This is a genomic window from Acidobacteriota bacterium (assembly GCA_039028635.1).
Lineage (GTDB): Bacteria > Acidobacteriota > Thermoanaerobaculia > Multivoradales > JBCCEF01 > JBCCEF01.
The window spans coordinates 16,650-37,467 of sequence record JBCCHV010000053.1 but is presented as its reverse complement, the minus strand read 5'-3'; the positions used below and the strand labels follow the sequence as shown (position 1 = coordinate 37,467).

Sequence of the window (20,818 nt, the reverse complement as noted above, 5' to 3'; positions counted from 1 at the left end):
TCAGTGCTTCTCCAAATCGGCCTTCACGGCCTCAAGGTGGAGTGTGCCGCGCCCGGAGCCGACCACCAAGCGTTGGCCCCAGGAAGTCCGGTGGGGTACGTCCCGGGCCAGCAGGGTGCGCCGGCGCACTTCCAGACCGGCCTGGCGCCAGCCCTCCGGCAGGGCTTCGCCCTCCACCAAGTGCTCCATCGGCGGCAACCCCAGGCGAACGCGATAGGCGTCGTCCTCGAACACGGCATAGTTGATCAAGGCCGTCAAGCGCGCTCCGGAACGACCGACGGCGGCGATCCGCTGGAGTACCTCGACGTCCGGCAGGGCGACAGCGCGCAACAACGAGCCCCAGGGGAAGTTGACCGTCAGGCGGCTCGCCAGACCCTCGAGATCGCCCGGCAGCTCTTCGACCGCAGCAACCACGAAGAGCGCATTCGGCGCACCGCCCCGGGCCACCTTGCTGGCGGCCCGCCGCGACGAACGCCGCATCGCCGCCTGCACGGCATCGAGGCCGAGGCAGAGAACCTCCGGCTCGCGGCGGGCGCGATCGAGCACGAAGCGCCCGTCGCCGGTCCCGAAGTCGACCGCCATCTCGCGATAGGCGGTGGCCCGCTCGACGAGCGCTGCGCGGTCCATTCCATGGACCTTCTTGCCGACAACGACCCTCATTCGCCGCTCTCCGGCTCCCGCAGAGGGTCCTCATGCTGCAAGTCGAGCACCGCCTGATAGGCCTGGCTCCGGGACCAACCGGTGTCCGCGGCCAGCGCCCGGGCCAAGGTCCGGCCCCGCACCCCCTCATCGAGCAGCGCCCGAAGCAGTCCTGTCGGGAGGTCTCCCGTCTCCCCTGGAGCGACCGCGACGACCAGCGGCGCCGGGACCTCCAGCCCGGCCGTCGCCAGCTCCGCGGCCGTGCCCACCCAGGACCGCTCGTCGGCGGTGCCCATCGCCGCCAAGATGCTCAGACGTCGCTCCCCGAGGAGCGACAGCACCTCCGTCGCCAGCTCCTTCGGAGCCAGCCGGACGTCCGTCAGCACGGTGGCTCCGGCCGTGCCCTGCAAAGCCCGTAGGCGGCGACCGAGACGTGATCGATTCTTGATCACGGTGCGATCGAGACAGTGCCCTTGCCCTGTCAGGCCGCCGGCCGCAAGACAAGCCGTCCACGGCGGAACCCCTGCAACCGCCGCCACCGGAATGCCCTCGGCCGCGGCCCGGTCGACCAGGTTCCAGAGGACGCCCTGGGCGCCGAGATCGAAGACCGGTGAGACCAGCGCAAGGCGCTCCCCGGAGCGCAGCCGAGCGAGCAGAGGGGCCGCCTCGAGAGCCAACAGCTCGGTAATGCCGAGGCCTGCGGCCAGAGGCTCGAGATCCCCGAGACGCTCCGCCGCGATCGCATCGACCGCTGCGAGTCGGAGTCTCACCTCGGCATCCAGAGCCTCGAGACGCGGCACCGGCAGGGCCACCAAGGTCAGCGCCCCGGCGGCCTCGGTGAGCTCGCTGATCTCCACTCGCAGCTCCGCCTCGGAATCCCTCAGGGCGTTGACGAAGGTGCGATCGAGGTCCTTCGCCGAAGCCGTCGCTCCGTAGGCGAAGGTGTTGCCGAAACGGCGATCACCGCGCCGCAGGACGAGGGTCGGCCGGACCCCTACGAAGGCCGGCACCGTCGCTTCCAGCTCCTCGACCCGCTCGCCGTGGCGCAGCCTCACCCGCACCGAACCGCGCAGCCCGGCGACCTGGCGAGGATCGAAATCCGCCCTCACGCCGACGACGCAGGTGGCGCGCGACGTGATCTCCGCTTCGCGGGTGAGCTCGAGGGTCTTGTGATGGCTGGCGCGGAGGTTGCGATGCCCCCAGCAGCGGAAGGCGACGCTGCGCTTCACCGCCGGCTCCGGCCGGCGACCGGGCTCACGGCGCGGCCCCCGGAAAGGCGTAGAGGGCGAGAAACTCGACGTTGCCGTTGGCCTTCTGCGACCCCCGCCCCTGAATCGGCGAGCGCGTGAAGGCGAGGACCTCAACGCCGCTGGCGCGCACTTCTCCCTGGACCCGCTCCGCCACCTCTTCGGCGACCTCCACCGGCAGCACTCCCTTGCGCAGCAAACGCTTCTGCTCCGGCGTCACCTCGTACTGCGGCTTGACCAGCGAAACCACCCGTCCGCCCGGCGCCAGCCATCGCCGAGCCACCGCGATCGAGTCCCGCTGACGGGTCCAGCCGAGGTCCATCACCACCCGATCGACGGCCTCTGCCGGTGGTTCGGCGTGCAGGACATTGGTGCGCTCGCGCACCTCCACCCGCGAATCCATGCGCAGCCCATAGTCGAGAAATCCATAGCCGGTGTCGACGGCGATCACTCGTCGGGCGCCGTGCTGCAGCAGACAGTCGGTGAAGCCGCCCTTGCTACAGCCGAAGTCGGCGCACAGCATGTCCGCCACCGAGAGTTCGAACTGCTCGAGGGCGTGCTCCAGCTTCTGCCCCCCGCGGGAGACGTAGGTTCGCATCAGGGCTCGCTTCGAGGAATGGGCTGGAAAGGTCGGTCGGAAATCACCTTAGCATGCACTCTCGCAACGGATCACGCCTCAGAAAGACGTCCCGAGACCGAATCCCACCGCCACGTCGCTGTCGCCCAGGGAGCTTGTCGAAGGGCCATCCGACCTCGATCCGCAGGGGCCCGATCGGGGACAGGTAGCGCAGCCCGACGCCGGCGCGCAGGTCGGAGCTCTCGATGTCGCGCCAATCGGCCCACACGTTGCTGATGTCGAAGAAGATCGCCCCCTGCAGTGGACCGGCGATCGGGAAGCGGTCGTCGAGGTTGACCAGCAAGAGACCGTTGCCGCCGGCTGCGATCAGATCGCCGGAGGCGTCGTCCCCTGGAAAACCCTCAGGCAAAGCACTTTACCAGCCAATAGAGACAATTGACATTCAGATTATTTTTATGCATCGCGTTACTTGAAGATATAAATTTAACTTTTCTTATGTATCATCTCCAAACTCGCGAATTGTCGCGGGCTCTCAAAACAAGGAGCACTCATGAAGAAACTCATTGCCCTGGTAAGTCTCCTCGCTCTGACGAGTGTCCCCCTCTACGCCGCCGGCGCAAGGGATGCGGTGGACCGTCCTCCGCAGAGACCGGCAACCTCCAGCGAACCCGCCAGCGGTGAGGTGATCGAGGTCGCGATCGCCGAGGTCAGCTACCGGAACTGTCTCGCTGCCGCCCACGTCGGCTGCGGCTACGGTGAAGTCGAGTCGATCGATTGGCGCGGCGGATTCTTCGGCATCGGCTCCTCGTGCAGCTTCACCTGCTCCGAAGAATAGCCACGACCGAATGCGCCATTACCAAGGAGTCACCAAGTTGATGCGATACCTTGCCCTTCTCGCCATAGTCACAATGACCATCGCCTTCGCCCTTCCGACTTTCGCCGCCGACGACCGCACCGGCGATCGCGAATTCGACTTCGTCATCGCCAGCCCGATCGGTCCCGAAGGTCCGGGATCGATGGCCGACCAGATCAGCTTCAACCAATGCCGGCGAAGCGCCGAAAACACCTGCGGAGATGACGGTGTGGTCGAGTTCGACCATCGCAGCGGCTTCCTGGGAATCGGCTCGCGCTGCAGCTTCACCTGCGGTAGTGAGTGACCAAGAGAAAGGACCGATTGATGACCGTTATGCGTTGCCTCGCCGTAATCATCCTGCTCCTCGCCGTCTGTGCGCCCACCTTCGCCGAAGGCCATCGCGGGGGTGATCGCGAAGTCCGTTTCTCCTCCGCCGCACCGGTCGGACCGGCAGCGCCGGTCGAATCGATCGCCGACGCGGTCAGCTTTCGTAACTGCATGAACACCGCCGTGGAGCAGTGCGGCGTCAACAATATCGACGAATTCGAGCACCGCTCGGGATTTCTCGGCATCGGCTCGTCGTGCAGCTTCACCTGCGGCGACGAGTGAGCCACTAAGCCCGAGCTTCTCTTCCAGCGGCCCTGACACCAGTTCGCCGTTGTCCCGGAGAAAGCTCTACCAGGACTCGCCCGCGATCTCGGGCGAGTCCTGCTTCCGGGGCCCTCCCCGGATCACCTCAGAAAGACGTCCCGAGACCGAAGCCCACCGCCACGTCGCTGTCGCCGGGGAGCTTGTCGAAGGGCCATCCGACCTCGATGCGCAGGGGCCCGATCGGGGACAGGTAGCGCAGCCCGACGCCGGCGCCAGAGCGCAGGTCGGAGCTCTCGATGTCGCGCCAATCGGCCCACACGTTGCCGGTGTCGAAGAAGATCGCCCCCTGCAGTGGACCGGCGATCGGGAAGCGGTAGTCGAGGTTGACCAGCAAGAGACCATTGCCGCCGGCCGCGATCAGATCGCCGGAAGCGTCGTCGCCCGGGAACAGGGTTTCGTCGGCAATGCCGAGACGATCCCGGCGGAAGGCGCGATGGGTCGACGATCCGCCGGCGAAGAAACGCTCGGCGATGAAGATCTCGGAGCTCGGCAGGCCGAGCTCCGGCGGGATCACGGGATCGACGATGTCGAGGTCCGAGTAGGGCTCGATGCCGCCGAGGCGCACGCTGCCGGCGAGCACTCCGGCCTTCCCCAAGGGCTGGTAGTAGGTCTGCTGCAGAAAGACCTCGAGGAAATCCGCCTCCGTATCGATGGCTTCGACGGGCAGGGCTCGCTCCAGCCGCAGGATCGAGCTCCAGCCGCTGGAGGGGTTGAGAGGATCATCGCGGCGATCGATCTGCAGGCTGGCAACCAGGCTGGAGAGGCGCAGGGTTTGATCCTCGCGGGCAAAGGGCTCGTCCGCCGGGCGCAGATCCGCCGGCACCTGATTTTCGACCCGCCGGTAGCCGGCCGAAAGGGCCGCCCTGCCCCAGGCGAAGTCGTGAAAGGTCTCCACCCGGGCGCCGCGGCGGGTGAGCTCGAAGTCTTCCGCCGGGCCACTGCGCAGGTCGAGGGCTTCTTCGATCCAGAAGGCGGAAAAGGTGAGCGGCAGGCGCTGGCCTCGCGGGCGATCGAGAAACAGGCTGAACTGTTGGCTTTCCTGCTGCACCCGGGCATTGATGGAGAAGCTGTCGAAGCGCCCCGTGAGGTTGCTGTGGACGAAGCTGAAGAGGCCGCCGAGGCCGGCTTCCGAGTCGTAGCCAGCACCGTAGGCGATGCGGCGCGCTTTGCCTTCCTCGACTCGGATCACGACGTCACGGGCCTCGCTGCCGAGGGCCGCCGGCATGCGTTCGACGCGCACCCGGCGGAAGACCCCGAGGCGCAGCAGCCGGCGCTCCGCTTCGCGCAGGTTGCTCAAGCTCGCCGGATCGTCGGCAGAAAGGGCGGCGACCCGCAAGATGGCCGCCGAGGAGCTGCGCCGATTGCCTCGCACCAGCACCCGATCGACCACCGTGCGCGGCCCCGGGATGACCTGCAAGGTGAGATCGACACGGGTCTGATCATCGTTCCAGACCTCTTCCGCCGAGAGCTGCAGGCGCTCGTGGCCGAGGCGCTCGAAGGCCTCTCGCAGCAGACTCAGGGAGCGGCGCAGGCGCTGCGGATGGAAGGGCCCTCCGGGGTAAACCTCGAGCTCGTCTCGCACCGCCGCGAGAATCTCCAGCGGAAAGCCCTCGAAGTCGATCGAGCCCACTTCCTGGCGCGGCCCCTCGTCGATCGGAATGACCAGCGTCAGGCGATCGTCCTTGTTGGTCACGCCGGGGTTGGCGATGCGCACCCGGGTGAAGCCTTCGAGGGCGTAGAAGGAGCGCAGATTGGCGAGGTCCGCCGCCAGATCGGTCTCCACCAGGCGCCCCGAGCCGAGGGCGAGGAAGCCCTTCGGCGAGGTCTTGATCAACCGCGCCAGGCGCTCGTCCGAGAAGGACTCGTTGCCTCGGAAGCCAACCTCCGTGAGCTCGAGCACCGGTCCCGGATCGATGGTGAAGCGAATCCGCCACTCACCGTCGACCTCTTCTTCCTCGGTCGTCACCTGCACTCGATAGTGGCCGCGGCGCTGGAAGTGGGTGCGTAGCCGATCCTCGGTGAGCAACAGCAGGGCTTCGTCGTAACCCTCGCCCTCGGCGAAGGGCAACAGGCCCTTGCGCTCGAGCTCACGGCTCTCGACCCCGACCACCTCGACTCGCACCAAAGGCCCGACCCGCATCTGATAGCTGACCACGGCTCCCTCGCCCTCGGTGGTGACCGTCGGACGGCGCACCAAGGCCTGCCGGTAGCCCTGCTCGAACAGCCAGCCTTCGAGTCGATCGGCATCCTCCGGCAGGCGATCCTCGAGCAAGGGGGAGCCCGGTCGCTGGCGCAGCTCGGCGAGCAGGTCGTCGTCCCCGAAGCTGCCCAGCTCGCCCAGGAAACGCACCGACTCGATCAGTGTCCGGGGGCCGGCCTCGACCCGGTAGACGATGCGCGCCACCTTGCGCTGGTCGTCGATCTCGGGCGCCAGCACCACCCGATTGCTGCGATAGCCGGCGGCGAGAAAGAGGTCCTGCAGCCGGTAGACGCCGCGCACCAGGCGCGACTCGACGAGGGGCTCGCCGGCGCGCTGCGGTAGGGCGGCGAGAAGCTCTTCCCGGCGCAGGGCGCCAATCTCACCGACCACCTCTACCGCCTCCACCTGGAGGTTGGCCCACAGCACCGCCACCAGCACCACACCGCCATCCCCTTGCGGCCGCTGATAGAGGGCGACTTCCGAGGCCAAGCCGCTGACCTGGAGGTTGACCAGGCTGCGCCGCACGGCGGACTCGGTGAGCGCCTCGCCGACGGCGACGGTGAACAGCTCTCGCACCTCCTCGAGATCGCCGAGATCGCCGTCGCTGCGAATCTCGATCGCCCGCAGCACGGGATCCTGAGCCCAACCGGCGGTCGCCGAGATGACCACCAGGACGCACCCGAAAAGCGCCCGCCAGAGCATCAGAAGCGGTGCTCCAGACGCAGGTCGACGGCGTAGGTGTCGTCGCCGTCCTGGCTCAGAACCACGGTCAGGGCATCGCTCACCTGCCATTCGACCTGCAATCGATAGTCGAGATCGGTCGACGGATCGCTGGTGTAGGTGAGGAAGAGATCGCGCGAGATCTGCTTGCCGACGGTGAAGGAAAGGGCCGAGTCGCCCTCGGCGCTGGCCACCGGATTGACCCGGAAGCGGTCGAAGCCGAAGAGGCTGTTGACGCGTTCGCCGAGGAGGTTCGCCGCCTGACCATAGAGAAAGGTCTCGACGCCATCGGACGAAGCGGCGCCGGCGCCGAAGGGCTCGCCCTCGGGGCGCCGGCCGGTCGCCAGCAGGGAGAGGATCTCGACCTGCGACAGAGCCGGCTCCGAGGTCAGCTCGGTGGTGAGCTTGTCGAGGGTTCCGGAAATCGCCAGCCGAACCTCGTGGCCGGCGACCTCGGTCTGCGCCAGCAGGTCGATCACCGGATCGATCTCGTAGCGCGAGTTGAAGGTCACCCGACCACGCTCGACCCCGTACTCGACCTCGCCCTGGGTCAGGGTTCCGCCGGGCTCCAGGTCGACCAGACCGATGATCACCGGCACGGCGGCGGTACCGCGCAGGGCGAGGTCGATGTCGCCGCGCAGGTCCGCCAGGTTGTTGCGGATGCGCAGCGCCTCCGGGCCGCGAATGTTGATCGCCAGCTCGAGGGAACCGAGCACCGCGTCGGCCTCCGTCACCTCGACGCGATCGCGCTGCAGCATGCCGCGCAGCAGCTTGGGCAGGCTGACCGGCACGTCCTGGAGATAGAACGCCCGCTGCAGGTCGACGGTCCCCGCCACCTGCGTTCCACCGCCGGCCACGGGAGTGGTCACCAGGGCGGCGTCACCGCGCACCACGAAGCCCTCCGGGTAACGCAGCGTGACGTCCTCCATGCGAGTCTGGAGGCGATAGTCGAGGTTGCCGGCAAGCAGCTCGGCGAGGTCGAGCTCTCCGGCTGCGCGCGCCGTGCCACCGGCGAACTCGGAGGTCAGCCGATCGAGAATCACCACTCCGGGATCGAACAGCAAGCGCAGATCCACGGCATCGAAGGAATGGGGGAAGCCGGCCATCACCAGCCGGCCCTGCTGCAGCTCGCCGAGGCCGTTGATCGCCGGCGAGGCCAGCGGCCCGCGAACGGTGGCGAGCAGGCTGAAGGTGCCGTCGGCCTTGAGGGTGGGCAGGGCGAGGCGCAGCCAGCCGGCCGACAGACTACTCTGAACGTTGAGCGCCAGGCTGGCTTCGGCGAGGTCGACGACGCCGGCGGCGAAGAGCTCACCGCTGCCCTCCCGCTCTTCGACAAAGAACGACTCGAGGCGCAGCTGGTCACCACTCCAGCGCGCCCGAATCGGCTCGACGGCGTTGATCTCGCGTCCCTGAAAGGCGGCCGAGAAGCGATCGAGAACGATCTCACCGGCGAGGTCGTCGAGGGGACCGCGCAGACTGGCCTCGCCGGCGAAGGTGCCGTCCAGGCCCTCGACTCCCGGTCCGGCCGCCAGCCGCAGGCAGTCGAGCAAGCGCTCGGACGAGAGGTCCCAGCGCAGGTCCAGCGCCTCCGCCGAGGCGGCGCCACCGCCGCGGATCTCGGCCAGGCCGAGCAGCGATCCGGAGGTCTCGACGACACCATCGCGCCAGCTCGAGAGTAGCGTCGCTGGCGGCAAGGCCTCGGCGCCCAGCATCACCTCCTGGGAGCTAATTTCGAGGTCGACCTGCGGCGCCGAGCTGGTGCCAGCGACGCGCGCCACGATCGCCACCTCGCCGGCGAGATCGCCGCCCGCCGTCAGCAGCGAGAAGGGCCACTCTTCGAGACTCAGGGAGGCACCTTCGAGCTTCCCCTCGAGGGCGCCATCGGCGGCGCGCCAGCTACCCCGCGCCGTCACCGGTCCGGCCGCCGGAGAGATCTCCGCCCGCTCGACGGTCCAGCTTTCGGGACCACCGCGGACCTCGAATCGGGTGGCTCCGAAGGGCGACTCGGCGACCGACAAGGCGGCCACCTCGCCGCGCGCGACGATCCGCGGCGCCGCCACCTCGCCCGCGATCTCGACGCTGGCGTCGAGCTGGCCGCCGAGCTCCGGCGCCCCCGCGATCAGCGAAGCTGTTCCGTTCAAGGGCCAGCCCTCGGCCCGGCCGGCGAGGTCGAGCCCCGGGCCGGAGAAGGGGACTCGGCCACGCAGCGCCAGCTCACCTCCCTCGGCCTGGGCGACGAGATCGACCTCGGCGGTGGCGCTGTCGACCAAACGCAGCTCGCCGCGCAGCCGATCCACCCTCCGCTCCGCCAGTTGCAGGCGGGTGAAATCGAGGTTTGCAGCACCGCTCGCCTCCCCGGCGGTGAGCTCGAGGCGCGCCTCGACGGTTCCCCGTCCACCGCTCCAGCTCCACGGCAGGTTCGGCGCCCAGGGCGCCCACTCGCCGGCATCTTCGGTCGTCCCGAAAATTTCAAAGGCGCCGTTTGCGGTCGCCAACTCGTAGTCGCCAACCGCGGTCAGAGCCGAGGTGCCGTAGGTCGCCTCGAGGGCCTCGACGGTGATCGAGCCCGTCGCCAGGGTCACCCGACCTGCGCCCGCCGCCGGCAAGCGCTCGGGACCGGACCAGCGAAAGTCCGTCGCTCCGCGACCGGCCAGCACATCCGACAGCGGCGCCCGGAAGGACAGCTCGCCCTGCAGTCGACCGCTGTCCTCGAAGCCGGCGATGCCGTGGGGTGCGAGCAGCTCGGCGATGGCGAGATCGGAGTAGTCGAGATCGGCGGTCAGCTCCTCGACCTCGGCCAAGGCGATGGCCGCTTCGCCGGTTACGACTCCTTCACCGTGACGCAGCCGTAGCGGCGCGAAGCGGAAGCCACGATCGTCTCCGGCGAGGCTCAGAGCGAGCTCTTCGAAGCTCAGGCCGGCGGCGGTCAAGCGCGGCGAGGCGACCTCGGCCCGCACGTTCCAGCCCGCCGGATCGGCCTTCAGGGTGCCATCGGCCCGCCAAGGCCCGGCGATCTCGTCCTCCAGGTAGCCGACGCGCCGAGCCCAGCCGGCGTCGCCCGCAAGATCGAGCGCGAAGTCCGCTTCCCAGGGCACCTCGCCGCTCCAAAGCAGGTCGCCGGAAGCCGTCACCCGGAGATCCTCACCGTCCAGCGCGAGCTCGTCGACGGTCACGCCGTCGGCGGTCACCAGCCCGCGAAGGCGCAGGGCGCTGGGCCAGGACTCGGCCCCCGGCAATTGGCTGACGAAACGATCCGCCACGGCGTGGAATCTCAGATTCGCCGGCCCCTCGCCGATCGCCCGCAGCGACAGGCCGTCGGCCGACAGGTCGAGCGGCAGCTCGAGCTCGGCGAAGCGCATGCGACCGTTCTGCACCGACAGGGTGCCGATCTCGACCTCCAACCCACCGCCACCGTCCTCACCACCACCGAAGTCCGGCAGATTGAGGCCTTCACTGCTGCTTTCGATCAGCAGCGCGGGCTCGAAAACCTCGACCCGCGCTAGCTCGAGAACGGACTGCCGGAGCCGGCCGAGGCCAACGTGGACCCGAGCTCGGGGAATCTGCGCCACCGGCGTCGCGGCCGCCGTCGGTCCGGCGAGCACGATGTCGCGCCCTTCGACGGTCAGCGGTAGCAGGCCGACCTCGAGACCACCGATGGTCAGCGGGCGATCGAGGGCGGCGCTCGCCCGTTCCTCGGCGAGGGCGATCAGCCGACGCTCGATCGGCGAGCTGTTGATGGCCAACAGGAGGATGGTCGCCAGGCCGACGACCAGCACCACCGTCCAGATCAACCACCGCAGTAGGCGCCGGCGCCGGGAGCGCCCGGTCATGGCCGCATCCGTCTCATGTCTTGGTCGGGGGCTCCACTCCCGCCACGCCTCCGCCCCAGCGCAGCTTCCCCCGCAGGCTGTCGTAGAAAGTCCGGCCGCTCACCTTGACCAGGTGGACGACCTCGCGGGAGAGCTCGACGGCAACGACGTCGCCACCGGCGAGCTCTTCGCCCTCCTGGCCATCGAGGGTCAGGAAGACCTCCTCGCGGGAGGTCTCGAGGGTCACCTCGACCCGCGACGAGGCGGGAATCACCACCGGCCTGAGGGTCAGAGTGTGAGGACAGATCGGCGTCACCACCACCACCGGTAGCTGAGGGACGACGATCGGGCCACCGGCCGAGAGGTTGTAGGCGGTGGAGCCGGTGGGACTCGAGATGATCACGCCGTCGGAGCGAAAGCGCGCCACCAGGTGGCCGTCCACCCGCACCGTCAGCTCGATGATGCGCGCCAGAGCTCCCTTGGTGATCACCGCATCGTTGAGAATTCGGAAGCCGCTGCGCCGGCCATCGGGCGTGACGTGCTCGGCATCGAGCAAAGCCCGCTCCTCGATCTCGAAGCGCCCTTCGAGGACCTCCACCAGGCTGGGGTAGAGCTCGCTGCGACTGACCTCGGTGAGGAAGCCGAGGGTCCCAAGATTCCCACCCAGGATAGGAATCCGCGGCAGGGCCCGGGCGGTGGCGAGCAGCGTGCCGTCGCCGCCCAGGACGACGACCAGGTCGAAATTGCGATCGCCACCGAAGGGCGGGGTTCCGCCGGGGGCGACCTGGCGCGGCGACAGCACCGCCTCGAGGCCCCGCCGTTCGAGCCATTCGGCGACCTCCCGGGCGGCCTCACCGGCCTCCTCGCTGGTCCCCTTGGCCACCAGGCCGACGCGCTGAAATTGCCTGTCGTCGTTCATTCGGGTCCTCGCAGCCAAACGAAACTCTCGCGGTTGCCGCCGGCACCGGGCAACGCCGAGTCGATCAGTCCCAGACGTTCGAGGCCGAGCTCTTCGAGACTTCGAACGGTGTTCTCGACGGTGCGCTCTCGCACCTCTTCGTCGCGCAGAATACCCCCTTTGCCCAATCCGCCGCGGCCGACTTCGAACTGCGGCTTGACCAAGAGGAGCAAGAATCCTGCCGGCTCCAGCAGGGAGAGCATGGCGGGCACCACCAGGCGCAGCGAGATGAAGGACAGGTCGGCGGTCACCAGGCGACAGGGCTCGGGCAGGAACCCCGCTTCGAGCTGGCGAGCATTGACGCCCTCGAGGGCCACCACCCGTGGATCCCGCCGCAGCGCTTCGGCGAGCTGATCGCGGCCGACGTCGACGGCATAGATCCGCCGCGCCCCGCGTTGCAGAAGACAGTCGGTGAAACCACCGGTGGAGGCGCCGACGTCGAGACAGGTCCAGCCCGCGGGATCGAGGGCGAATCGATCGAGCGCCGCGGCGAGCTTGCGGCCGCCGCGCGAGACGAAGGGTTCCGCCTCTCCCACCACCTCGACGCGGGCATCCGCCGACACCTGCGTCGCCGGACGCGCCACCGACCGTCCCTCCACCAGGACACCGCCGGCCTTGATCGCCCGCTGGGCCCGCTCGCGGCTGGCGAACAGGCCGCGCTCCGTCAGCAGGCGATCGAGGCGGGTCACCGTTCGGCCTCGCCGACGAAGGGCAGCGCCAGCACGAAGAGCACCAGGCGCTGCACCTCGGTGTCCGCCCAGTTGTTCTCGAACAGGCCCGCGACGTTGAAGGCCACCAGGGCGAGCAAGGTGGCGAGATGGAGATCGCCATCGCCGGTGGCGAAACCACCGCGGCTGCGGAAGCCGCGCCACGCGGCCGCCAGCGCGGTCACCATCAACGCCAGATAGACCGCCAGCGCCGGCAGGCCACGCTCGGCGGCGAGCTGCAGGAAGCTATTGTGCAGGTGAGGCACCCAGTAGCGGGGCGCCGACGGCGAGCGGTAGATGGCGTAGCGCTCTTCGACCTGCTCCGGCCCGAGCCCGAAGAGCGGACGCTGGGCGATCATTCGCAGGCCGGCCTCGGCCATGCACAGGCGGTCGTAGTTCGAGGGATCGGTGAGATCCCCGATCGACGCCACCCGGTGGAGAACCGGCACCGGCAGCAGCAGAACGATCAGCACCGCCGCAGGAACGTAGGCCAAAAGCCACCGCGGCCGCTTGAGCACCACCAACAAGGTCACGGCGACGGCGAGACCGAGCCAGGCACTGCGCGTCAGGCTGACCAAGAGGGCGATGTTGAGGATGGCGAGGGCCACCCACCGGCCCCAGCGCAGCCAGCGCTTTCGCGGTGGCGTGCCGGCGGCGAGGCGACCGAGAAGGAGCAGATCGCACACCAGCAAGAAGTGCGAAAAGGTCATCCAGTGGGAAAACGGCCCGCGAATGCGCTGCTCGAGATCACCGAACCCGATGGTGAGCTGAGCGAGGCCGAGCAGAGCGACGATCAAGCCGAGCAGGATCAGCGCATCCACCAGCCGCCGCGCCAACGGAATGTCGGCGATCAGCGCCAGCCCCAGCACCAGGGTGGTCAAGGTGAAGAGCTCGGAGAGGGCGGTCAGGCTCTGACCGGGCTCATAGGAGAAGGCCACCGCCGCCACCAGCAGCAGCGAGTAGAGCGCCAGCAGGCACAGCAGCCGGCGGCGCGCAGGAGTTCCGCCGGCGCGCCGCCAATAGCGCGGCGAGGCCAGCAGGGCGAGGCCGCCGAGGATATTCGACGCCGCCAGGGCGGGCAGGCTCAGCAGATGACCGGCATAGAGCCAAAAAGCCCAGGGCCGACGCGCTTCAGCAGCAGAGGGGTCGGGTGGAGAGGCCATGCGCACCATGGCGATCGCCTCGGGAAGGATCGACTACCGACCGATGACCGAGGCCGGGAGCGCTTCGTCGATCAGCATGATCGGGATATCCGAGACGATCGGGTAGACCAGGCTCGAAGCCTCGGCGAAGAGCCCTTCTTCCACCTCCGGCTCCTCGTCCCGAAAATGGGAGCGGTACTTCTCGACCAGCTCCGTGCGAACCTCTTCGGGCAAGGCGACCACTTCCAGCTGGCCCTTGGACTTGGGACAGACGAGAATCTCGAGAAGCTCAGGATCGACAGGCATTTCGGCAACCTCCAGGGCCGGATCGTAGCACAGCGGGAGCGCCTCCAAAGGCGATCCGAGGGCTCCTTTTTCGACTTCGGCGGAGCCTTCCGGCTCAGCCTCCCAGCCGCCGGCTGAACACCACCACCAGGGACTCGGCGCCGGGATTCGAGTCGTAGAGAACGCCATTCGACAGGTGGTAGAAGGAAAGGCCCAGACGGGAGCGCTCGGTCAAGCCGACGGAGAGCTCGAGACCGGAGCGAAACTCCACCGGCCCACCGAGGTCTTTGCCATCGCCGGCGGAGTAGATGCCGCCACCGAGAAACGGCGTCAGGCGCCAGCGCTGCGACAACCACCAGTCGTAGCGAAAGCTGCCATAGATGTAGTAGGCGCTCTCTTCCGTCGCCATCGCCCCGAACTGGACGCCGAGGGGAATGCGGTGCCGCCCCAGGGGCAGCTCGAAGGTGCCCAGACGCAGCTCGACGCCGACCTCGTTATCGCGCTCGTCGTTGAGCACATTGAAGACTCCGGCGCTGACCACCAGCTCACTCGGCTCGAAGACCTGCGCCGAGGCCGAAACGGCGGTCAGCAACAGCGTCGCCGCACACAACAAGACCCACCGGGTGGATTGCTTCACCAAGCCCCTCGTCTCCTCTGAAACGGTTCAGGAATCGCGCGGTATGAGCAATCGCTCGACGGTCCGCGCCCGGCCGGTGGTCTCGTCGACGTCGACCACGGCGCCGGCCAGGCGGACGTCCCGCTTGGCGACTTCGAACGGCACGTGGGTCTTTCTCAGGAAGCGCTCCACCACCTTGTCGTGGCGCATCCCGATGACCGACTCGTAGGGTCCCGTCATGCCGACGTCGGTGATGAAGGCGGTACCTTGCGGCAACACCCGCTCGTCGCCCGTCGGAACGTGAGTGTGGGTGCCGAAGACGGCGCTCACCCGGCCGTCGAGAAAGAAACCCATGGCCTGCTTTTCGCTGGTCGCCTCGGCATGGAAGTCGACCAGAATCACCTTGACCTCGGGATCGAGCTCGGCGAGCAGCCGATCGGCGGCGGTGAAGGGCGAATCCAAGGTGCCCATCAGCGCCTGGCCTTCGAGGTTGAGGGTCGCGACCGGCACCCCGGCCGCGCTCCGCCCGACGTAGAGCCCGCGACCGGGATTGGTGTCCGGGTAGTTGGCCGGTCGCAGCAGCCGGGGCTCGCGCTCGAGGATGCCGCGCACCTCGCGCTTGTCCCAAACGTGGTTGCCGGTCGAATAGCAGTCGATCGGCAGACGCTCGAACTCGGCGAAGACGCTCTCCGTCACCCCGAACCCGCCGGCCGCATTCTCGATGTTGACGATCGAGTAATCGATCCGATGGCGGTCGATCAGGCGCGGCAGTTGCTCGGCCAACACCCGTCGTCCGGGCTTGCCCATGACGTCACCGACGAAGAGAAGCTTCATTACCTGGCGTACTCGATGGCGCGGGTTTCGCGGATCACCGTGACCTTGATCTGGCCCGGATAGGTGAGCTCCGCTTCGATCTTGCGGGCGATGTCCTTGGACAACCAGATGGCGTTCTCGTCGGCGATCTTCTCGCAGTCCACGATGATGCGAATCTCGCGACCGGCCTGGATGGCATAGGTCTTCTGCACCCCCTTGAAACCACCGGCGATCTCCTCGAGCTTCTCCAGCCGCTTGACGTAGGTCTCGAGGATCTCCCGCCGCGCTCCGGGCCGCGCCGCCGACAGGGCGTCGGACGCGGTCACCAGCACCGCTTCGACGGTCTCCGGCTCGTAATCCCCGTGATGGCAGGCCATGGCGTGGATCACGGCTTCGCTCTCGCCGTACTTGCGCAGCAGATCGATGCCGATCTCGAGATGGGAGCCATCCATCTCGCGGTCGATGGCCTTGCCGATGTCGTGCATCAGGCCGGCCCGCTTGGCGACGTGAACGTTGGCCTTGAGCTCCGCCGCCATGGTGCCGGCGAGGAAGGAGACCTCTTTGCTGTGCTTCAGGACGTTCTGCCCGTAGGAGGTGCGGTAGCGCAGGCGGCCGAGCAGCTTGACCAGCTCCGGGTGGACGTTGGCGAGGTTGAGCTCGAGCACCGCCGCCTCACCTTCCTGGCGCACCAGCTCTTCGAACTCCGCCTTCACCCGCTCGACCACCTCTTCGATGCGAGCCGGATGGATGCGGCCGTCGGTGATCAGCCGTTCGAGCGCCACTCGGGCGATCTCGCGGCGATAGGGATCGAACCCCGAGAGGATCACCGCTTCCGGCGTGTCGTCGACGATCAGGTCGACGCCGGTGGCCATCTCGAGGGCGCGGATATTGCGCCCTTCGCGGCCGATGATGCGCCCCTTCATCTCGTCCGAGGGCAGGACCACCACCGAGACGGTGGTTTCCGACACATAGTCCGAAGCCGAGCGTTGGACCGCCATGCCGATGATGCGCTGCGCTTCGCGATGGGCCTTCTCGCGCGCTTCGTCCTCGATCCGCTTGACCAGATGGGCAGCATCGATGCGCGCCTGGTCCTCCATTAGGCGCAGCAGCTCTTCCTTGCCCTGCTGGGCGGTCAAGCCGGCGATCTGCTCGAGCTTGTGGCGCTCTTCCTCGAGCAGGCCGGCAAGCTCTTGCTCCTGCTCTTCGACCTTGCGCTCGCGGGTCTCGACGGAGCGCTCCTGGGACTTGGTGTCCTTCTCCCGGCGACCGACGTCGCGGGCCCGCTGGTCGAGGTCATCCTGCTGTTGATTGAGCTTGCGCTCGAGCTTCTCGAGCTCGATGCGATCCTTGCGAGCCGCCTTCTCGAACTCGCTGCGCGCCTGGAGCAGCTTCTCCTTCGCGACCAGGTCGGCCTCGCGCAGCTTCGATTCGCCCTGGCGCTCGGCATCGGCGAGGAGCTTCTCGACCTGCCGCTGGCCATCGGCCAACAGGCGCTGGCCGGCCCGGCGCTGAAACCTCCACCAGACTCCGAAGGCCACGGCGAATGCTGCCAACAGCAGCAAATTCGCAGTCCAGTCGATGTTCTCCATGGTGCCCCCTATTCCTCCACGGGGGGCGAGTCGATCGGCGATGAAGGCGGAAGGCATCCCCCGCGAAGCCGTGGGGCTGCCGCGTTTAGAACCTGAAACGCGCCAGGTGGGTGTCCGCGCTGCGAGCCATTAGCTCCCTACAGACGCAGGGCTTGCACAAGCCCGCAGGTGAAGACTCCCGAAGTATTGGTGTTGGTTCTACGATTGCTTGACCCATCACCAACTGCACAGGGGATGCACATCCATTCCAATCTTTTCATCCAGGGCGACCCTCGCGGCCATCTGTTTCGAGCACTGCGGCCAACTCCCCCGCAAGGGCCATCACCTTTTCTTTGATCTCGACCCGTACCCCTTCCTCGTCCCGCCGACTTCGAAAGAGCTCGTCCGCGATATTCAAGGCCGCCAAAATAGCGATCTTGCCGCGATCAACGGTTCGGACCTGCTCGGAGATTTCGCGCATGGTGCGATCCACATGCGCCGCAAGCTTCTCCAGATGCTCCCGGTCGTCCCGGCCTCGAACGCTATAAATCGCGCCGAAAATCTCCAACTCAGTCGTCGAAGGCTGCGTCTTCTCGGCGTCCATGATCATTCCGGTCCCGCGCCACAAATGGCTTACTTACAGGGACTTGAGGGCAACTATAGCACACCCGACGAGGCCTCCAGGGAGGGCTTCCGGGGCTTTTCCGACGCTACTCCTCGAGAAGCTCTTCGAGACCGTTGGCGAGCGCTTCGACGCGCGTGCGGATCTCGGAACGCTCTTCCTGCCAACGGTCGGCGCCCTGCTGCTCGAGCTCTTCGAGGCGTTCCGCCATCCGCTGATTTTCCTCGCGCAGACGACGGATCAGGGTCGCCGCATCGCGCACCTTCTCTTCGAGCACTCCCAACCAGCGGTCTTCTCCGCTCATGCCTCCCCCTTCCAGGCGAAACGCTCCGTCAGGTGGGCCATCAGAGCCTGCTGACGCTGATTGACCTCTTCCTGGGTCAAGGAGCCCGCCCGCGATCCGTAGACGAAATGACAGGTGGTGTTGACCGCCCCCGACGGCACTCCGCGACCGACGTAACGGTCCTTCAGGCCGAAGAACAGCAGGTCCTCCGGACGGTTGGCCTCGATCACCGCAGCGATCTCCGCCCACGGCGTGTCGAGGGCATGGGTGAGGGTGAAGTCGGCATCGACGTTGGGGAAACGAGACGGCAGCTTCACCGGCCCGGCAGCGCTCGCCTCGGCGAAGGCGGCGAGGTCGATCTCGGCGACCAGCAGCGCCACGTCACCGTCGGCGTCGAGCTGGCCCAGATAGCCCACCGGCCGCTCTCCGAGGAGAACTTCGGCGGTGGTTCCCTCGACCAAGCCGGGCAGCTTCGCGGGTCGGTAGCCCAGCGCCACCCCGGCGGTCTCGGCGAGGCGCTCGACCACCCCCTTGAGGGCGAAGAAGTCGATCTCGCGCGCTCCGTCCCAGGGCTCTCCCAGGGAACCGCCGGCGAGCAACGCCAGAGTTTCCGTCTCGAGGGCCGGCAGCTCGGCATCGGCACCGGCACGGTGGAAGACCGTCCCGACCTCGAAGAGGCGCACCGAAGGCGCACCGCGCCGCAGGTTGAAGGCACCGTTCTCGGCCAGTCCCGGCACCAGCGAGCGGCGCATCCAGCGATAGCGATCGGACAGCGGGTTGGCGAGCTCGAGGGGCTCCGACGGCAATCCCAGAACCTGGCTGAGGGCGGGACAGGCGGCATCGGCCTCGGCCGACAAGAAGGCGAAATTGACCGCTTCGGCGTAGCCTTCCGCCCACATCCGGTCGCGCAGCCGCTCGCGCCGCCGCTGAGCCGGCGAGGCGGGAGCGTCGGATCCGCCGACGGCGGGCAACGCCGAGGGGATGTTGTCGAGACCGAAGTGACGCAGTACCTCTTCGAAAATGTCGGCTTCGTAGACCTCACCGCCGGGACCGGCCGGGAAATCGTAGAGCCGCCAGCTCGGCACCGTCACCCACCAACCCCGCGGCTCCAACGTCGGCTCGAGGTCGAAACCCAGACCGCGCAGCCAGCCTTCCGTCTGCGACGGTGCAATGGCGACCCCGGCGAAAGCATCGAGGCGCTCGATCTCGAGCCGGCCGCGGCGCGGCGACGCCTCGTCGACTCGCGCATCGACCCGTCCCGGAGCGATCTCGCCGCCGGCGACTTCGGCCATCAGGCGAGCCGCCCGATCGACCACCCAACCGCAGGCTCCGGGATCGGCGCCGCGCTCGAAGCGATGGCAGGCATCGGTGTGCATGGCGAGGGCGCCGGCCGCCTTGCGCACCCGCTGGGGCTGGAAATGAGCTCCTTCGATGAGCACGTTGACGGTCTCGCCGGTGACCTCCGAATCGAGGCCACCCATCACACCCGCCAAGGCCACCGCCTCGGCGCCGTCGGCGATCACCAGGATCTCCTCGTCGAGCTCGCGCTCCTCGCCGTCGAGGGTGGTCAGGGACTCCCCGGGGCGTGCCCGCCGCACCCGGATCTCGCCGCCGCCGATCTTGTCGAGGTCGAAGGCGTGAAGGGGCTGGCCGGTCTCCCACAGCAGGAAGTTGGTCAAGTCGACGATGTTGTTGATCGGTCGCGCCCCGATCGCCTCGAGGCGGCGCCGGAGCCACTCGGGACTGGGCCCGACGGACACTCCGCGCACCACCCGCGCGACGTAGCGCGGACAGCCCTCCGGATCATCGAGGTGCACCGCGATCTGATCGCTGGTCGGCACGCCGCTCTCGTCGACCCGGTGGTCGAGCGCCGCGAGGGGGCGCCCGAGGGCCACCGCCGCCTCCCGCGCCAGACCGTAGTGACTCATGCAGTCCGGGCGGTTGGTGGTGACATCGACATCGAGCAGCAGGTCGTCGCCGGACTCCTCGACGGTCTCGACGGCGAGTCCGACGTCGGTGAGGGCGCGCGCCAGGTCGTCGATCGACTCCGGCAGCTCGACGTACTCGGCCAGCCAGTTGCGCGAGAACAGCATCAGCCTTGCACCTGCCGCAGAAGGCGCTCGTCGTTGTCGAAGAGCAACCGAATGTTGGGAATGCCGTAGCGGATCATCGCCACCCGATCGACGCCCATGCCGAAGGCGAAGCCGCTGTAGACGCGGGGATCGATGCCACAGCCTTCGAGCACCCGCGGATCCACCATGCCGGAGCCCAGGATCTCCATCCAACCGGAGCCGGAGCAGACCTCACAACCCTTGCCGCGACAGAAGGGACACGTGATGTCGACCTCCGCCGAAGGCTCCGTGAAGGGGAAGTAGCTGGGCCGCAGGCGGACCCCCGTGTCGGGCGAGAACAGGCGCTGGATGAAGGCCTCGAGGGTGCCCTTGAGATGGCCCATGGTGATGCCCTCGGCGACCACCAGGCCCTCCACCTGGTGGAACATCGGCGAGTGCCGCAGGTCGTTGTCGTTGCGGTAGACGCGCCCCGGACAGATCACCCGGATCGGAGGCTTGCGGGCCAGCATGGTGCGAATCTGCACCGGCGAAGTGTGGGTGCGCAGCAGCAGACCGTTCTTCAAGAAGAAAGTGTCCTGCGTATCCCGCGCCGGGTGGTCGTGGGGGAAGTTCAGGGCCTCGAAGTTGTGGTAATCGGTTTCCGCTTCGGGGCCTTCGGCGACGCTGAAGCCGAGCTCGGCGAAGATGCGCTCCATGTCGCGCACCACCAGCGTCACCGGATGCAGGCTGCCCAGAGCGGCCCGCCGACCGGGCAGGGTGACGTCCACCGCCGCCTGGCGGCGTTCGACCTCCGCTTCGGCACCGGTGAGCTCCTGATCGAGGGCCTCGAGGCGCGCCTCGACCAGGCTCTTGAGCTGATTGACGGACTGCCCGAAGTCGCGGCGCTCGGCGGGCTCGACATCCTTCATACGGCCGAGGAGGCCGCGCACGATGCCGTTCTTGCGCCCCAACCAAGCCAGTCGGAGGCTTTCCCAGGAGGGCCGATCGGTAACCCCGCTGGCCTCCTCGCCGAAGCGCCGCGTCAGCTCCTCCAGGTCGACCCCGGGAGCGGACATG

20 protein-coding genes and 1 other RNA gene are annotated in these 20,818 nt (G+C 67.9%); 3 read left to right on the top strand and 18 right to left on the bottom strand.

The window, feature by feature from the left end; all coding sequences use genetic code 11:
• From AAF604_18990 to AAF604_18975, 4 genes are read right to left on the bottom strand one after another with little or no spacing between them, the layout of a single operon-like run.
• Entirely contained in the window at window positions 1-660 is a 660-nt protein-coding gene (locus tag AAF604_18990; protein MEM7051759.1) for a class I SAM-dependent methyltransferase, read from the bottom strand.
• Complete coding sequence (locus tag AAF604_18985; protein ID MEM7051758.1) at window positions 657-1,868, bottom strand: DUF371 domain-containing protein; 1,212 nt, start codon at window positions 1,866-1,868, stop codon at window positions 657-659. Before AAF604_18985 ends, AAF604_18990 begins: the two co-directional genes overlap by 4 nt.
• Before the next feature lie 25 nt (window positions 1,869-1,893).
• Window positions 1,894-2,484 (bottom strand): SAM-dependent methyltransferase, encoded by a 591-nt coding sequence (locus AAF604_18980; protein MEM7051757.1) that lies wholly within the window; start codon window positions 2,482-2,484, stop codon window positions 1,894-1,896.
• Between the two features lie 43 nt (window positions 2,485-2,527).
• Entirely contained in the window at window positions 2,528-2,872 is a 345-nt protein-coding gene (locus AAF604_18975; protein MEM7051756.1) for a BamA/TamA family outer membrane protein, read from the bottom strand.
• A 141-nt stretch (window positions 2,873-3,013) separates the two neighbouring features.
• Between AAF604_18975 and AAF604_18970 the strand changes: the two genes are divergently transcribed.
• The 3 genes from AAF604_18970 to AAF604_18960 are packed head-to-tail and all read left to right on the top strand — an operon-like array spanning window position 3,014 to window position 3,925.
• Entirely contained in the window at window positions 3,014-3,298 is a 285-nt protein-coding gene (locus AAF604_18970) for a hypothetical protein (protein MEM7051755.1), read from the top strand.
• A 37-nt stretch (window positions 3,299-3,335) separates the two neighbouring features.
• On the top strand, window positions 3,336-3,620 hold the full coding sequence (locus tag AAF604_18965; GenBank protein ID MEM7051754.1) for a hypothetical protein: 285 nt from the start codon (window positions 3,336-3,338) through the stop codon (window positions 3,618-3,620).
• Window positions 3,621-3,640: 20 nt separating this feature from the next.
• Window positions 3,641-3,925 (top strand): hypothetical protein, encoded by a 285-nt coding sequence (locus AAF604_18960; GenBank protein ID MEM7051753.1) that lies wholly within the window; start codon window positions 3,641-3,643, stop codon window positions 3,923-3,925.
• A gap of 127 nt (window positions 3,926-4,052) precedes the next feature.
• Here the strand turns inward: AAF604_18960 and bamA are convergent, their stop codons facing one another.
• The 14 genes from bamA to pheS all read right to left on the bottom strand — a co-directional run bounded on the left by bamA (window position 4,053) and on the right by pheS (window position 20,817).
• Complete coding sequence (gene bamA / locus AAF604_18955) at window positions 4,053-6,869, bottom strand: outer membrane protein assembly factor BamA (protein MEM7051752.1); 2,817 nt, start codon at window positions 6,867-6,869, stop codon at window positions 4,053-4,055.
• Entirely contained in the window at window positions 6,869-10,717 is a 3,849-nt protein-coding gene (locus AAF604_18950) for a translocation/assembly module TamB domain-containing protein (protein ID MEM7051751.1), read from the bottom strand. The genes bamA and AAF604_18950 overlap by 1 nt, the downstream gene beginning before the upstream one ends.
• Window positions 10,718-10,730: 13 nt before the next feature.
• Window positions 10,731-11,615: an NAD(+)/NADH kinase gene (locus tag AAF604_18945; GenBank protein ID MEM7051750.1), complete on the bottom strand. Its 885-nt coding sequence runs from the start codon at window positions 11,613-11,615 to the stop codon at window positions 10,731-10,733.
• The gene (locus AAF604_18940; protein MEM7051749.1) at window positions 11,612-12,343 is read right to left on the bottom strand and encodes a TlyA family RNA methyltransferase; all 732 of its coding nucleotides are present in this window, start codon (window positions 12,341-12,343) and stop codon (window positions 11,612-11,614) included. Before AAF604_18940 ends, AAF604_18945 begins: the two co-directional genes overlap by 4 nt.
• On the bottom strand, window positions 12,340-13,533 hold the full coding sequence (locus AAF604_18935) for an O-antigen ligase family protein (protein MEM7051748.1): 1,194 nt from the start codon (window positions 13,531-13,533) through the stop codon (window positions 12,340-12,342). The genes AAF604_18940 and AAF604_18935 overlap by 4 nt, the downstream gene beginning before the upstream one ends.
• A gap of 24 nt (window positions 13,534-13,557) precedes the next feature.
• Window positions 13,558-13,809: a Trm112 family protein gene (locus AAF604_18930; GenBank protein MEM7051747.1), complete on the bottom strand. Its 252-nt coding sequence runs from the start codon at window positions 13,807-13,809 to the stop codon at window positions 13,558-13,560.
• A 94-nt stretch (window positions 13,810-13,903) separates the two neighbouring features.
• Window positions 13,904-14,425, bottom strand: coding sequence for an acyloxyacyl hydrolase (locus AAF604_18925; GenBank protein MEM7051746.1), 522 nt, complete (start codon window positions 14,423-14,425; stop codon window positions 13,904-13,906).
• Between the two features lie 27 nt (window positions 14,426-14,452).
• Window positions 14,453-15,238 (bottom strand): TIGR00282 family metallophosphoesterase, encoded by a 786-nt coding sequence (locus AAF604_18920; GenBank protein ID MEM7051745.1) that lies wholly within the window; start codon window positions 15,236-15,238, stop codon window positions 14,453-14,455.
• On the bottom strand, window positions 15,238-16,806 hold the full coding sequence (gene rny / locus AAF604_18915) for a ribonuclease Y (protein MEM7051744.1): 1,569 nt from the start codon (window positions 16,804-16,806) through the stop codon (window positions 15,238-15,240). Before rny ends, AAF604_18920 begins: the two co-directional genes overlap by 1 nt.
• Window positions 16,807-16,859: 53 nt before the next feature.
• A non-coding RNA gene (gene ssrS, locus AAF604_18910) (6S RNA) lies at window positions 16,860-17,043 on the bottom strand.
• A 19-nt stretch (window positions 17,044-17,062) separates the two neighbouring features.
• A complete protein-coding gene (locus tag AAF604_18905) occupies window positions 17,063-17,389 on the bottom strand; it encodes a cell division protein ZapA (GenBank protein MEM7051743.1) in 327 nt (108 codons plus the stop codon).
• 106 nt (window positions 17,390-17,495) lie between these two features.
• Window positions 17,496-17,711 carry a hypothetical protein gene (locus tag AAF604_18900; protein ID MEM7051742.1) on the bottom strand — a complete coding sequence of 72 codons (216 nt, stop codon included), beginning with the start codon at window positions 17,709-17,711 and terminating at the stop codon, window positions 17,496-17,498.
• The gene (pheT, locus tag AAF604_18895) at window positions 17,708-19,783 is read right to left on the bottom strand and encodes a phenylalanine--tRNA ligase subunit beta (protein MEM7051741.1); all 2,076 of its coding nucleotides are present in this window, start codon (window positions 19,781-19,783) and stop codon (window positions 17,708-17,710) included. Before pheT ends, AAF604_18900 begins: the two co-directional genes overlap by 4 nt.
• Entirely contained in the window at window positions 19,783-20,817 is a 1,035-nt protein-coding gene (pheS, locus tag AAF604_18890) for a phenylalanine--tRNA ligase subunit alpha (GenBank protein MEM7051740.1), read from the bottom strand. Before pheS ends, pheT begins: the two co-directional genes overlap by 1 nt.
• Window position 20,818: the final 1 nt, after the last annotated feature.